Source organism: Myxococcus sp. CA040A (genome assembly GCF_013336725.1).
Lineage (GTDB): Bacteria > Myxococcota > Myxococcia > Myxococcales > Myxococcaceae > Myxococcus > Myxococcus llanfairpwllgwyngyllgogerychwyrndrobwllllantysiliogogogochensis.
Map to the genome: position 1 here is coordinate 667,765 of NZ_JABUMR010000007.1, position 14,763 is coordinate 682,527.

9 protein-coding genes are annotated in these 14,763 nt (G+C 67.8%); 5 read left to right on the plus strand and 4 right to left on the minus strand.

Going from position 1 to position 14,763, the window contains the following annotated elements:
- The first annotated feature begins 8 nt into the window (after nucleotides 1-8).
- The 3 genes from HUA75_RS32690 to HUA75_RS32700 all read left to right on the plus strand — a co-directional run bounded on the left by HUA75_RS32690 (nucleotide 9) and on the right by HUA75_RS32700 (nucleotide 2,762).
- Nucleotides 9-722, plus strand: coding sequence for a hypothetical protein (locus HUA75_RS32690; protein ID WP_174488603.1), 714 nt, complete (start codon nucleotides 9-11; stop codon nucleotides 720-722).
- 93 nt (nucleotides 723-815) lie between these two features.
- Complete coding sequence (locus HUA75_RS32695) at nucleotides 816-2,159, plus strand: TIGR00366 family protein (protein ID WP_174488604.1); 1,344 nt, start codon at nucleotides 816-818, stop codon at nucleotides 2,157-2,159.
- 93 nt (nucleotides 2,160-2,252) lie between these two features.
- Complete coding sequence (locus tag HUA75_RS32700; RefSeq protein ID WP_141641836.1) at nucleotides 2,253-2,762, plus strand: hypothetical protein; 510 nt, start codon at nucleotides 2,253-2,255, stop codon at nucleotides 2,760-2,762.
- Between the two features lie 105 nt (nucleotides 2,763-2,867).
- Here HUA75_RS32700 and HUA75_RS32705 read toward each other — a convergent pair whose 3' ends face one another.
- The 4 genes from HUA75_RS32705 to HUA75_RS32720 all read right to left on the minus strand — a co-directional run bounded on the left by HUA75_RS32705 (nucleotide 2,868) and on the right by HUA75_RS32720 (nucleotide 10,007).
- Nucleotides 2,868-4,661 (minus strand): DUF4397 domain-containing protein, encoded by a 1,794-nt coding sequence (locus tag HUA75_RS32705; RefSeq protein ID WP_174488605.1) that lies wholly within the window; start codon nucleotides 4,659-4,661, stop codon nucleotides 2,868-2,870.
- A gap of 53 nt (nucleotides 4,662-4,714) precedes the next feature.
- Complete coding sequence (locus HUA75_RS32710) at nucleotides 4,715-7,474, minus strand: hypothetical protein (RefSeq protein WP_254627864.1); 2,760 nt, start codon at nucleotides 7,472-7,474, stop codon at nucleotides 4,715-4,717.
- A gap of 218 nt (nucleotides 7,475-7,692) precedes the next feature.
- Nucleotides 7,693-8,733, minus strand: a complete 1,041-nt coding sequence (locus HUA75_RS32715; RefSeq protein WP_254627865.1) for a Virginiamycin B lyase — start codon at nucleotides 8,731-8,733, stop codon at nucleotides 7,693-7,695.
- A gap of 134 nt (nucleotides 8,734-8,867) precedes the next feature.
- Entirely contained in the window at nucleotides 8,868-10,007 is a 1,140-nt protein-coding gene (locus HUA75_RS32720; protein WP_174488607.1) for a substrate-binding domain-containing protein, read from the minus strand.
- 826 nt (nucleotides 10,008-10,833) lie between these two features.
- On the opposite strand from HUA75_RS32720, the gene HUA75_RS32725 reads away from it, so the two are divergent.
- On the plus strand, nucleotides 10,834-11,919 hold the full coding sequence (locus HUA75_RS32725) for a hypothetical protein (protein ID WP_254627866.1): 1,086 nt from the start codon (nucleotides 10,834-10,836) through the stop codon (nucleotides 11,917-11,919).
- 290 nt (nucleotides 11,920-12,209) lie between these two features.
- A complete protein-coding gene (locus HUA75_RS32730; RefSeq protein ID WP_174457448.1) occupies nucleotides 12,210-14,738 on the plus strand; it encodes a sodium-translocating pyrophosphatase in 2,529 nt (842 codons plus the stop codon).
- Nucleotides 14,739-14,763 lie beyond the last annotated feature (25 nt).

The following is a 14,763-nucleotide window of genomic DNA, read 5'->3' on the forward strand; positions in this document are numbered from 1 at the left end:
GGGTCATCATGAGACAGGTGAGCAGACGAAGAGTCCTGGGAGGAGTCGCCGCGGCCCTCATTCTCGGGCTGGGAGGTGGCTGTAGCTCCAGCCACTCCCACAAGAAGGTGGAGACCGCGAAGGTGGAGGACTCCTGGATGGCGAGGGTGCCTCCCGACCAGATGGATGACGTGCGTCAGGCGCAGCTCGTCGTGAGCACGGCGGAGGAACAACAGGAGCGGGCGAACGTGTCCGTGGAGGACGGCAAGCGAGACCTGCAGGTGGCGCAGGGGCGCGAGCAGGCCGCGGAGGCTCGTCAGCAGGCCTCGGTGGATGCGCTGTCGGCGGCCCAGGAGACGGGGCAGGCGGACGCCATCGACCTGGCGCAGAACGACCTGGCGCAGGCCAACACGGAGCTCGCCGCAGCGAAGGCGGAGACGGCCCTGAATGAGAAGACCGTCACCACGCGCGAGTCGGTGGTGCAGGTGCGGGAGCGCGAGCTCGATGTCGCGAACGCGGAGCTGGCGCAGACCCGCTTCCTCACCCTCCAGCGCACCGGAGACGTCCGAGCACAGCAGGTGGATGGCGATGAACTCGCGCGGAATCTCGAGGAGGCACGCGCCAAGGCTCGGGATGCTGGGGACCAGGTGGACGCGAACATCACGGAACAGGAGCAGGCCCAGGCCACGTGGGAGCAGCTCGACGCGCAGACCCAGGCGTACGGCGGCAGCGGCGAGCCGTAGCGCGGTGAGTCAGGCGCCGCGCGGACAACAGTGGTCGCGGCGTGCGGGGATGCCATAGAACGAGGGGCACACCGTCCAGGAGCGCCCGCCCGCGTGGAGACCCTCGTCCGCATCGCCGAAGCCCTCGGTCGCTTCTCCGCGCGCTTCGTGCCCAGCGCCTTCTCCATCGCCGTCCTGCTGAGCCTGCTCACCATGGGGCTCGCCATGGGCTGGGCGGACGCGCCCGCCCCCAAGGTGCTCGACGCCTGGGGCGGCGGCTTCTGGGAGCTGCTCACCTTCTCCATGCAGATGGCGCTGGTGATGTTCACCGGCTACCTGCTGGCGCTCACCACGCCCGTGCGCGCGCTCCTGGAGAAGGTCTCCGGACTGGCGCGCACGCCGCGCGGCGCCGTGGCGTTGATGGCCTTCGTCTCCATGGCGCTGGCGTACATCAACTGGGGCCTGTCCCTGGTCGCCAGCGCCATGCTGGTGCGCTACGTCGCGCGGCGCAGGCCGGACGTGGACTACCGACTGCTCGTCGCGTGCGCGTACTTCGGCCTGGGCGCGACGTGGCACGCGGGCCTGTCCGCCTCCGCGCCGCTGTTGGTGGCCACGCCGGGCCACTTCCTGGAGAAGAGCATCGGCCTCATCCCCATCGACCGGACCCTCTTCTCCACGTTCAACGTGGTGCTCACCGTGTCCGTCGTCGCCGGCCTCACGCTGCTCGCGTGGGCGCTGCACCCCAAGCCCGAGCACGTGGTGCGCGTGGACCCCGCCGTGCTGGAGAAGCTCGGAGACTTCGTCCCGCCCGAGCGCCCCGCGGAGAAGAGCCTGGCCATCTGGCTGGACCACGCGCGGCTGCTCAACGTCATCTTCGGCGTGCTGGGCCTGCTGTGGCTTTCCCGCTACCTGTGGCTGAACGGCGGCTGGCGCGCGCTCAACCTCAACGTGGTGAACTTCACCTTCCTGGTGCTCGCGGTGCTGCTGCACGGCACCCCCGCGCGGCTCATCAAGGCGGCGGAGGAGGCCGGGAGCGTGCTGCACGGCATCGTCCTCCAGTTCCCGCTCTACGCGGGCATCTACGGCATCTTCAAGGCCACGGGCCTCACGGACCGCATCGGCGAATTGTTCGTGTCGCTGTCCACGAAGGAGACGTTCCCCGCCGTCGTCTATCTGTACAGCGGCGTGGTGAACTACTTCGTCCCCTCGGGCGGCTCCAAGTGGGCCATCGAGGCGCCCTACCTCCTCGACGCGGCCAGTCGACTGGGCGTCGCGCCGGAGAAGGTGGTCCTCGCGTATGCGTGGGGCGACATGGCCACCGACCTCATCCAGCCCTTCTGGGCGCTGCCGCTGCTGGCCGTCGCGCGGCTCGAGTTCAAGGACATCCTCGGCTTCCTGCTGGTGGCCTTCCTCGTGTACCTGCCGCTGGTGACGCTGGCCTTCTTCCTGCTCGGGTGAGGCTGGGCGAGGGCCTCGCCTTTCGTGCTACACAGGGCCCAGGCCGGCCGGGGAAGGCCGGCTCGAACTCACCGAACGAGGGGACCCCGAAACATGAAGAAGCTTCTGACGCGGAGCATGGTGTGCGCGGTGCTGGGGATGTCGTCGCTGGCCTTGGCGCAGGACGCGGCGCCGGAGGCTCCGGCCAAGGAGCCCGCGAAGGCGCCGAGCGCCGACGCGGTGCGTGACACCTGGAACTACTTCTACAACGGCCAGAAGCAAGGTCCTGTGCTGGTGGAGGCCAAGCTCTGTACGGAGGTGGCCAAGGACGGCCCCAACAAGTACGAGTGCATCGCCGAGGTCGGCGCCGAGGGCATCAAGGCGAACACCACCGTGATGCTGTGGCAGGCCTACCTGGTGCCCCAGGGCGACTCGTACGAGGACGTCATGGTGCAGACCAAGCAGGGCGCCGTGGTGCGCGAGACGAAGGACGTGAAGCTCAAGGGCGACGGCTGGCGCGCGCGGCAGTGGACGGGCGTGCGACTGAACAAGCCCGGCACCTGGACCGTGACGGTGATGCGCGGCGACCAGGTCCTCAAGGAGCTGCAGGTCAAGGTGAACTAGTCTCCGGAAGGCCCGTCACCGGGCTTCCAGAAACACGCGACGCCCGCCGGTGGCCAGGACAGGCCCCGAGCGGGCGTCGGTGTTTTCAGCGTCAGGCATTCCGGCTCATGGCGCCGGCAGCGGACTGAAACTCGGGTCGTTCGGCGCGGACGGGCTCCAGGCATTCACGCGGGTGTTGATGGCGCGGTACGTGAGGGTGTTCTCCCACTCTCCGATGAGGACGAGGAAGGTGGGCGTGCCCAGCACGCGGCCCCGGATGGTGCGCTCGATGGGCGTCGCATCCGCGGTCCTCAGGCCGAGCCAGGTGTAGACCGGCGTCGTCGTGGACACGGGCGGAGAGAACGCCGCGCCCGTGACGGGCTGCGTGGCCGTGGCGAAGGTCGCCCCCGTGAAGAGCGGAGTGAAGACCTCCCGGCTGGAGCCGTCGGCCTGGAACGAATAGGAGCCGAAGGTGAGCGGCGTGGGCGAACTGGCCGAGCAGTGGATGAAGCGCAGGAACGGTGACTGCGCGCCCTCCGCCGAGAACTCATCCCTGACGACAGTGAGCGTGGGCGAGCCCTCCACCCGGCCACACAGCACGCCCAGGTAGCGACGACCCGCCTCCAGGGGACCTGTGGCCGCGCCCTCCAGCACCCCTTGCCCGGGCTGGCCATTCACCGTGAAGCGCAGCGAGAAGCCCGTCGTCGACACCGGCAGGTCCGCCACCTTTGGCGCGGCGCCGTAGGCCATGGCGGTCGCGATGTTCGACGAGCCGCGGATGGCCTGGAGCTGCGGCGTCGTCCCTCCGACGGTGGCTGGCAGCAGGCCGTTGAACAAGTACACGAGCGGGCCACGCTGGAAGCGCGCGACCGTGTTCTCCTTCGCGGTCACGAACAACAACGCGGGAGCCCCTTCGTCCGAGAGGGTGCGTCGGTCCTCGCCGGTGTTGATGGCGTAGTACGCCTTGCCCTCCGTCAGCGTCCCGTCCGCCAGGGAGTAGAACAGCCAGCCGCTCTGGGCGGGCGCGAAGATGGGCGAGGTTCCAATGACAGCCACGCGCTTCGTGTCGACGGGGACCAGAACGCCTTGCTCGACGACATCCGCCGAGTACGCATCCACGCTGTTGTTCTCGTAGGGTTCGCCCGCCTCGTTCGCGAGGCGGCGCCTGGCCGAGGCCGAGAGGACCCGGTCCGCGGACATGAAGCGCACGTGCACATTCCCTGGCTGCGCGGAGAGGGTCAACGCATGGTCCCTGAGCACCACGAGCCTGGGCTTGTCCGGGCGCTCCTGCCCGACCTGGAGCAGCGAGCCGGCACCGACGACGGTCACCCACTCGTCATCCGCCAGGGTGACTTCCGCGAGGGCCGCGAGGTCCGGGGCCTCCAACGTGCCTTCCGCGTCCCGAGCCACCACGCGCACGCTCTGGGTGGGCCCCGTCAGGATGACCTCCTGGAACTCCGACACGGCCGCCGCGCCTGCCTTCACCACCGGGAAGGGCTCCGCGTCGCCCACGCGCAGGGTGACGTGGAAGGGCTCCCACGGCCGATCCGCCACGTCGGTGGGGTTGTTCTTCAATCCGACGAAGGCATTGATGAAGCGCACGTGCGCTCGGAAATCGGGAGGGCCCGCGTCCTCGCCACCATCCGTTGGAGTGGGCCCCCCGTCCTCTCCACCATCCGTCGGCGTGGGACCTCCGTCCTCTCCGCCATCCACGGGGGGATGGCCGCCGTCGCAACCACCCTGCCCTCCGTCACAGCCCGCATCCCCCGGAGGGGTTCCACTGTCCCGCCCGGCGTCGTATCCCGAGTCGACATTCCCGGAGTCCGGCGGCCCCTCGTCATCGTCTCCACAACCGGTGACGCCCACCCCGAGGGCGAGTCCCACCATCAACAGCCACGAACCCAGGACGTTTCTCTTCACGTTGACGCTCCGGAGGAATCGACTCGCTGAAGGACTCACAGGGACGGCGCGACTCATGGCGCCACCTGTCGCTCACACTCGGTCCGCAGGGGGTAGATGGCGCCCGGTCCCTTGGACAGCTCATCGCGCAGGTAGAAGTACGCCATCACCCCCACGTTGAACTGCGCGCGCTGAAGCCACTCACCCAGCGCGGGCTCCTGACCCGCCCGGACCGCGTCCGTCAGCGGGTTGTCGAGCGAGCAGACCTCTTCCCACATGCGCACGCCGCCAATGGCGTTGCGGTTGCCGCTCGGAGGCTCGGCGGAGGCCGTGCCGAAGTTGCCCGTGCGGATGAGGTCACAGGCACCGCGCCCGGCGCCCAGCATGTTCGCGCCCCACTTGCTCCAGTCCGACGTGCGCGGGGAGAAGTCGATGTCCACCTCTCCGTATTTGATCCACGCGCTCATGAATTCCGGAGTGAACTGGACCGCCGTCCCACCGGAGGCCATGTACGCCAGGTAGCGCGCGCCCCCGTGCGGGTTGATGCTGTCGAACCGCGTCAGGTGGGAGACGCCATCCCTGGAGCCGAACAGGCCGGCGACGAGGTTGGCCACCCGACCGCCATTGAGCGCCACCAGCACCTTCGCCGCGCCCGTCTGTCCATCTCCCACGCGGCCGTGGCAGTTGGAGCAGATGCCCTGGAAGGCCGTCGCGCCCGGCGTCGTGTAGTAGAGCTCGCCCCAGGGCGCCCGGGGATTGCCCAGCGCATTCACCATCCACTTGTCGCGCGAGTCATTCCAGGGGTCATGCCCCGCCGGAGGACTGTCGCGCTGCGGGAAGCGGCAGGTGCGCTTGGGCAACCACCAGTTGGTGGGGAAGAGCTTCCTGGCGAGTTGCTCGTGCCGCTCGGTGATGGCGTATCGGGTGAGGTACTCGAACTCTCCCTGTCCGATGGCGTCCTTCCAGGCGGGATTGCGCGGCTCGTAGGGGACCTTGTCGGTGAAGTCCTCGGCAATCCACTGCACGTCCGAGGGGTCCGTACACGCGCCAGCCACGACGGTGTCCGCCTGACGCAGGCGCGCCTGGCGGGCCTCGGCTTGCTGGGCGGGGGGCAGGAGCTTGTCGGCGGGCCAGTCCAGCGCCGCGATGTAGCGCGCCACCAGCAGCGAGGCCCGACAGTCCTTGCCCGGCACGTTGGTGGGCATGTGGATGACGCGAGCATCCGTGTCCCGAGCCACGCGCTGATAGAGCGTGCTGGAGGGCGTGCGCAAGAGCAGGTCCTGCGAGTAGTCCTTCACCTCGCAGTCCACATAGACACGCTGGCCGTTGCTCTCCTTCACGCCGCACGGCTTCCAGCCGAAGAGGACGCCGCCCGCGGAGAAGTCCAGCGAGGCGATGGCGGGGTTGCTCCGCACCGCGAAGCCGTTGGGGTTGTGGCACTGGCCGCAGTTGCCGACGAAGTAGCCCTGCAGCTCCAGCGTGGCCTTGTGGGCCTCTGGTGAAGGGGCCTCCGCCTGCGCCGCCTCGGCGAAGCGCTCCAGCCGGGGCAGGGATGTCTCCAGCGCCTCCAACTGGCGGTAGGCGGGTACGCCGGTGATGACGCCGTAGCGCACCAGCCGGTCCATCTGATTCAGCTCGTCCTCGTCAATCAGCGCCTTCGCATCCACCCCGGCCTCGCCAGGGGCCCGGCGGTTGAGCTGCAGGGGGGTGAAGCCCAATATGAAGTTCTGGGCCTCGGAGCCGGAGTGGCACTGGATGCATCGGTGGGCGCCGGGAATCGCGTAGTTGCGTGTGGCGCCGCCAATCTCATACGCCTTGTAGACGAGCACGCGGTCGGAGAAGGGCTCGTTGTCGCGGTAGCGCAGGTCATGAAGCTCCGCCACCGTCTCGTCCTCGTTCCAGAGGTACGTGCCGAAGAGGGATTGGTTCCAGGGCTCGCGGACGATGATGAGCCGCGTCTCCATCTTCCGGTAGCGCCGCTGACCCTGGAGGTCCGTCACCGACTTGAAGAACGTCTTGTAGAAGCGCGTATTGGGCGGGATGTGGAACTTCTGTGTCTGCTCGTCGTACCGGATGGACTGTCCTTGTGGCACGTGGACCAGTCGCAGCTTCTTGGCGTTGTCGGAGAAGAGCGGATAGGTGGGCGCAAAGGCCACGGTGCCGTGGTTGGCAAGCGTGTCCGCGTCGAACGTCATGATGTCGCTGTCGGTCTCCGACAAGAAGCGGGGCAGCTTCGTGAGTCCGGCGAAGAAGGTGTCCTTCTCCGGGTCGCTCCCCAGCGGGTGGTCCTTGGCGACCTGCGGAATGCAGTGGCCCACGTCCGTCATCGAGTCGCCCACCTCCCGCGCCACCGTGACGCCGCCCTCCGAGCTGGCCTCGCACACGACGGGGAACGTGCCTGTCGGCGAGCCCCGGGCAAGCCAGGCATTGAGCGCGCAGGACAGCTCCACCGCCTCCTTGAGCTGCTGGGGCGAGGCCCTGGGCGGCATCTCTCCTTGAGAGGCTTTCAGGGCCATCCGCGCGCCGTCGCGCTTGAGGCCCTCCAGGTCCGCCGTGTACTGGAAGCCTCCTTGGATGTTCGGAGGCAGATGACAGGAGGCACACTGCGTTCCCACGCGCGCCAGCAGGTTGTCGAAGTTCTCCGTCACCGGCGCCCGGGTGGCGGCCCGCCGCAGGGGAATCTTCTCGCTGGAGCGCGCCGGGGTGCAGCCGCGCTGGAAGGGAGGCACCACCACGGGCACCTCCACCACGCCCGCCGGCTCCGACGTACATGCCAGCAAGGCGGGGAAGAACGACAGACACACCACCAGCACGCGGCCTGGGGCAGTCCCCATCCGAGTCATCCCCATGTTGATGTCCCTCCCGCATCCCCTTGGATGCACCGTGGTCGCCCCCAGGCCCTCCGAGTCATGGCAGACACGAAGGACCTGCCAGGATGGGTGCACCCTAGCCGTGGGTTCCGACAGGGAATGACAAGTCCTTGCAACAAAATCAGACACCACCCCGCACACCCGGAAGCATGTCTGTCTCGGAATCGTCACGCCCCGGAACGTCAGGGGACGGCGATGGCGCGCAGCTTCCCGAGCTTGTGGCCGCCGCGCTCGGTGAACCAGACATGCGCGTCCAGGCACCAGTTGCCCGGAGGCGCGATGACGATGCCAGACGGGCGGCTGCCGGGCGTGGGCAGGGCGAACTCGGTGATGGCACCCGCGTAGGTGATGCGGCCAATGCGGTTGCCCGCGAGCTGGGTGAACCAGAGCTGGCCATCCGGCCCCAGGGCGATGGCGTTCGGCTGGCTTCCGGCGGTGGGCAGCGGGAACTCCGTCACCACGCCGTCCGGGGTGATGCGGCCAATCTGGTTGGCGGCCTGCTGGGTGAACCAGAGATTGCCATCCAGGCCCGCGACGATGGCGGACGGCGAGGAGCGCTCGGTGAGCAGGGCGAACTCGGTGATGACGCCCTCGAAGGAGATGGAGCCGACCTTGTTGGCCGCCTGCTCGACGAACCACAGATTTCCATCGAAGCCCTGGGTGATGGCGCGCGGCTGGGCGGCGGCGGTGGGCAGGGCGAACCCGGTGATTTCACCCGAGGGGGTGATGCGACCGATGCGGTTGCCAATGACCTCCGTGAACCAGACGTTACCGTCCAGGCCCGCGGCGATACCAGCCGGGCTGGCGCCCCGGTTGGGCAGCGGGAACTCCGTCACCACGCCGGCCGGGGTGATGCGGCCAATCTGGTTGGCGGCCAGCTCCGTGAACCAGAGGTTGCCATCGAAGCCAGCGGCGATCTGCTGCACGCCCGCGCCGGTGGTGGGCAGGGCGAACTCGGAGGTGATGCCCGCGCGAGTGGAACGGCCAATCTTTCCGGAGCCAGCCTGCGTGTACCAGAGCGCCAGGTCGGGCCCCAGGGCGATGCTCAGCGGGCCCGCACCGGCGGGCAGGGCAATCTCCTCGACGTCGCCCACGGCACCACGGGAATCGCGGCACACCCAGGGTGCCGCGTGGAGGTCCGACGCCAGCGCGGGAGCGCCGAGCCAGGAGGTGGAGAGCAACAACAGGGAGGAGCGGAACAGGACGCGAAGCTGAGAGCGCATGGTGGATGGGGCTTTCGTCTGGCACAGGTGGGCGCGGAGGGTCTTCCCTCCACGAGAGACGGGCCGGAGAGGCAGACAGGTGCCCTCCGGCCCGAAGCATTCAGTGACAACGGTTGTCGAAGCGTGACTTCACATCACGGACCGGAGCAGAGCCCCGCGCCACGGCCCAGGCCATCGCCGCCGCAGGCCAGCGGCGTGAAGTTCTCTTCAGGTGCACACGCGATGAAGCCCTGCTGGGTCAGGATCTCCTCGAACTCTTCCGCACCCGTGGGGCTGTAGATCCACTCGTAGAGGACGGCCTCCTCGAACGACCTGGCGCGGTTGACGTTCTCGTTCAGGAAGATGCGGCGGGAGAGCGGATAGACATCCGTCGCGCCAGACTGGAGCAGCTTGCGCACGTTGACTTCGCTGGGCTCGATATAGGTGCTGGTCGTCGGGGTGATGGGAGCCACGGCCTTCAGCCAGAGCCTGGCATTGCCGAGCCGGGTGGCCGAGTCGCCGGCGTAGCCGATGGCGTTGTTGTCGTTCTCCGCCAGCTTGCCGATGCAGGTGGTGGCGCTGTCCGAGGACGTGCAGGGGCTGGGGTTGGAGGCGGAGCCGTCGACGATGACGGTGATGCCAGGGCAGAAGGTGCCGCCCTTGAGCAGCGACTTGAACGTGTCGGTGGTGCCAGAGAGGTCATCGCGGCGGTACTTGACGATGGTGGCGGACGGCTGGCCAAACGCGGTCCAGTTGGTCGGGCACGCATTGGCGATGGCGACGCCCGCGCTGTCGGTGGCGAAGAAGATGCGACGCAGCTCCTCCGTGGTGAGACCGTTGCCCGGCAAGGCGGCGAAGCGGGTGGACTTCACGAACGCGCTCACCGCGTCCAGGGCGATGATGTTGCTGCGCTCGCCAGGGCAGCAGGCGCCCGTCGCCGTGCCGCTCACACAGGCCGCACCCGACGCCGTCTTCGGCGCCGCGAAGTCACGCGACATGGGGGCCAGCGTCTGCGCCCCCGAGCTGCAGAAGCCGCTGGAGCCGACTCCGTTGCGCAGGCAGGCCTCGCCGACGCCGGACCCCTTGCCCTCGATGCTCAGCTCGGAGCCCGCGACGATATTGGCCGCGATGAGGGCCTCCTTCAGCGTGTCCGAACCATAGAAGTTCGGAATGGCCAGCGACGCCTTCTGCTCCACCGCTTGGGCAGTCTGAGCCCCCGCGCCGGACTGACCTCCACAACCCACGACCGACATGGCAACCACCGTGGCGGACATCACCCACTTCATGCTGTTCATGGACGGCTCCTTGGCTGCTGTGCTGGATTCAACGCAACGCAAGGTGCCCGAATGGACAGACAATCACTGACTCAACTCTGTCAAATCTTGGCCAGCGTCACGTCACGCCAGCGCCGACACGTAAAACCCAATCCGTTGCATGTTCGTGTTTTTCATCGAATCGTGATGTTCGCATCCGCCCCGTCACCCGCCTTGTCCACGCGCCGGGATGAAACCGAGTCCCTCACGACGCCTGTCATCCCCAGGACAGATGAGGGCCACGCGCCACGCCCACCTGCCTGCTCGAAGCACTACAGGCCTGTCTGCCTTCCGGCCGGGCGCGTCGTTTTTCCTCCAGCGTTGGCTGGTGGACAGGGATTTTTTCAGGAGAACGAACACCTTTCTCGTCCCCCAGGCCGGGGTCCCTCTCGCGCCCAGAGGGAAGCGCCTTTCGGAAGGACTGCTGGCAATCACCTTGCAGAAGCGTCCCCGCGGTTGAAGGGCAGGGGGTCGTCGGGGGTCGGGGGCGGGAGAGGTCGGGGCGGGCATGGTCGGGTGGCGTTGGGTGAGCGTGGTGTGTCTGATGGGTCCTCTCCTCGCGGCGTGCGGGGAGCAAGCCCTGGCGGCTCCACGTGCTCCGGGCTTGAGGGTGGCGGCGGCGGCGGAAGGAACAAACGAGGGCGAGGGGGTCATGGCGTGGTCGCGCCCGTTGGCGAACGGGGACAGCGAGGCGCCACACGCGGTGACGGCCCCCAACGGGGACGTCCTCGTCGCGGCGACATACCGAGAGCCTTTGGACGTGGGGGGCGGCCCCCTGCCTTTCAACCGGAGTGCATCCAGAGCTCACATGATGGTGGCGCGCTTCTCCCCGGACGGGGCCCTGCGCTGGGCGCATGGGCTCGTACCAGGTGAGGGCACGTCCAACGCGCGCGTGGGCGGACTCGTCATCGACACCCAGGGCAAGGTCTGGCTGGGCGGCGCCTCCGCGGGCTCCCAGTGGGGCACCACGCGCCTGCCGGACGGGCCCTTCGTCGCGCGCCTGTCGGCCGAGGGCGCCGTCGAACACGTGAAGGGCTTCGCGGGTGAGGGCACGCTCACCGTGCACGCCATCGCCCGGGACGACGCGGGCGTGGTGGTGGTGGGAGACTTCTCCGGGGCGCGGGACTTCGGCGACGCCGTGCGCGAGCCGCCCGATGGCGAGCGGGGCGCCTTCGTGGTGCGGCTGGGCGCGGACACCCACACGCGCTGGAGCCGCGTCTGGTCCGCGGGGACACAGGGCCTGCTGACGGCGCGCGCGACGGCGGTGGACGCCTTCGGCGGCATCTATATGGGTGGCGCCTACGCGGGCGCGGTGTGCTTCGGCGGAGGCTCGTTCCTCACCGTGCGCCAACGCACGCCCTTCGTCCTCAAGCTTCATCCGGATGGCACCCACGCGTGGAGCCGGGACTTCCGAGGCGCCACCGGAGCTGTCTCCGCGCTGGCGGTCGGCCCGGACCGCGTCTTCGTCGCGGGCTCCTTCTCCACCCGCTTCTACTTTCAGAACAAACCTCATGACGCGGGCGCCCATCACGGCTTCGTGGCGGCCTTCAACGCGGAAGGCCAAGAGCGCTGGGCGCGCTCCTTCGCCGCCACCGCCACGGCGCTCGCCACGGATGACGCGGGACAGCTCACGCTCACCGGCACCCATGACGGAGGACTGGATTTGGGCCGGGCGCCTTCTCCTGCCGGCCTCTATGTCGCCCGCCTCCTGCCTGAAAAGGGAGACTCCCTTTGGGTGCGAGGCTTCTCCAGTCCCCTCCCCCCGACAGCCCGCTCGGTGTCAGTGGATGGATCTGGCAATACCCTGGTCGCTGTCGCGCTGCGGCGCGCCCAACCTGCGGGAACCCCTTACCCGCATCCCCAGGATGGCATTCTCTTCCGTCTGAAGCCCTGACATACACACACCACCTGACGGGTTGCGGGGCTCCCAGCTCCCCCCACCGTTGGATCAGGTTGCGGACAATCACACCCCGCAATTCGACTTTCAGCGCCTGTCCATGCTATTCGCGAGCCCGCCTTCAGGCGTGTGACGTTGCACCCTGAAGGGCGAGGCTGTGCTGAAGCGTCGGCGCGCGGCAACTTCGCTCGCAGGCGGCCAACCCCTCGACACCACTCCCTGTTCACTCCGGGGCGCGGCGTTGTGGGCCGCGCTTTGGACGAGCCTCTGTGAGGAGTTGCACCCCCATGACACGCACTGTTCCACGGATGGACGCCCTGCGTAGGGGCGTCACCGGTGTCGCCGTCAAAGCCCTCGGGCTGCTGACGGTGTTCGCCGCCAGCGCCGCCCACGCCAGTGAGGCGGACCTCGTTCTCCCCGACTTCGCCTCCAAGTCATTCTTTGGCGGCAGCATCAACGGGCACCAACTGTTGCTCTCCGGCATCGCGGTCTGCGTTATCGGACTGGTGTTCGGTTTCATGCAGTACGCCTCGCTCAAGAATCTGCCCGTGCACCGGGCGATGCTCGAGATTTCCGAGCTCATCTATGAGACGTGCAAGACGTACCTGATGACGCAGTTGAAGTTCATCGCCGTGCTGTGGGCGCTCATCGCCGTGGTGATGGTGGGTTACTTCGGGTTCCTGCGTCACATGGGCGTGGACCGCGTGGTCATCATCCTGGTGGCGAGCCTCGTGGGCATCGCCGGCTCGTGTGGCGTCGCGTGGTTCGGCATCCGCGTCAACACGTTCGCCAACAGCCGCACCGCCTTCGCCAGCTTGCGAGGCAAGCCCTACCCCACGTACGCCATTCCGCTGCAGGCGGGTATGTCCATCGGCATGGTGCTCATCAGCACCGAGCTGTTGCTGATGCTCGCCATCCTGCTCTTCATCCCGGCGGACTTCGCGGGCGCGTGCTTCATCGGCTTCGCCATCGGCGAGTCGCTGGGCGCCTCCGCGCTGCGCATCGCCGGCGGCATCTTCACGAAGATCGCCGACATCGGGTCCGACCTGATGAAGATTGTCTTCAAAATCAAGGAAGACGACGCGCGCAACCCGGGCGTCATCGCGGACTGCACCGGCGACAACGCCGGCGACAGCGTGGGCCCCTCGGCGGACGGCTTCGAGACCTACGGCGTGACGGGCGTGGCGCTCATCACCTTCATCCTGCTGGCCGTGGGCGAGGGCTTCCGCGTCGAGCTGCTGGTCTGGATTTTCGTGATGCGCATCGTGATGGTGCTCGCGTCGCTGGCCGCCTACGGCCTGAACAACCTGTACCAGTCCGCCAAGTACAAGAACGCGGACCACATGAACTTCGAGCACCCGCTCACCGCGCTGGTGTGGGTGACGTCGCTCATCTCCGTGGCGCTGACCTTCCTGGTCAGCTACCTGCTCATCCCCACCCTGAACGGCGACCCGACGCTGTGGTGGAAGCTGTCGCTCATCATCAGCTGCGGCACGCTGGCGGGCGCCATCATCCCGGAGGCCATCAAGGTCTTCACCTCCACGGAGAGCCGTCACGTTCGCGAGGTCGTCACGGCCAGCCGCGAGGGTGGCGCGTCCCTGAACGTCATCTCCGGTCTGGTCGCGGGTAACTTCTCCGCGTACTGGATGGGTCTCATCATCGCCGGCCTGATGGGCCTGGCGTTCTGGTTCAGCGGCTCCGGCGTGCCCGGCGCGGACGTGGGCCAGTTGATGATTGCAGCCCCCGTGTTCGCCTTCGGCCTCGTCGCCTTCGGCTTCTTGGGCATGGGCCCGGTCACCATCGCCGTGGACTCCTACGGCCCGGTGACGGACAACGCACAGAGCGTCTACGAGCTGTCCCTCATCGAGAACGTCCCCGACGTGAAGGCGGAGGTGAAGCGCGACTTCGGCTTCGACCTCGACTTCGAGAAGGGCAAGCAGTTCCTCGAGGAGAACGACGGCGCGGGCAACACCTTCAAGGCCACCGCCAAGCCGGTGCTCATCGGCACGGCCGTCGTCGGCGCCACCACGATGATTTTCTCCATCATCGTGCTGCTCGTCGGCATCACCAACGGCCAGCTCAACACCGAGAAGACGCAGTTCCTCTCGCTGCTGCACGCCCCGTTCCTCCTGGGCCTCATCACCGGCGGCGCCATCATCTACTGGTTCTCCGGCGCGTCCATGCAGGCGGTGTCCACCGGCGCCTACCGCGCGGTGGAGTTCATCAAGGCCAACATCAAGCTGGAGGGCGTGGAGAAGGCCAGCGTGGCCGACTCCAAGAAGGTCGTCGAAATCTGCACCCAGTACGCGCAGAAGGGGATGATCAACATCTTCCTGGCCATCTTCTTCAGCACGCTCGCGTTCGCCTGCCTGGAGCCGTACTTCTTCGTGGGCTACCTCATCTCCATCGCCATCTTCGGCCTCTACCAGGCCGTCTTCATGGCCAACGCCGGTGGCGCCTGGGACAACGCGAAGAAGCTGGTGGAAGTGGAGCTGAAGGCCAAGGGCACGGAGCTGCACGCGGCCTGCGTCGTCGGTGACACCGTCGGCGACCCGTTCAAGGACACGTCCTCCGTGGCGCTCAACCCGGTCATCAAGTTCACCACCCTCTTCGGCCTGCTCGCCGTGGAGCTGGCGGTGGAGCTGGAGGCCGCGGGCCAGGGCAGTCTCACCCGCATCTTCTCCGTGGTGTTCTTCGCCCTGTCGACGGTGTTCGTCTACCGCAGCTTCTACAAGATGCGCATCCAGAGCGTCAGCGGCAACAGCGGCGCGTCGTCCTCCGACGCGAAGCCCCAGGCCGCCGTGAAGACGGCCTGAGCCGTCCACTCACACGCCTGAAGTG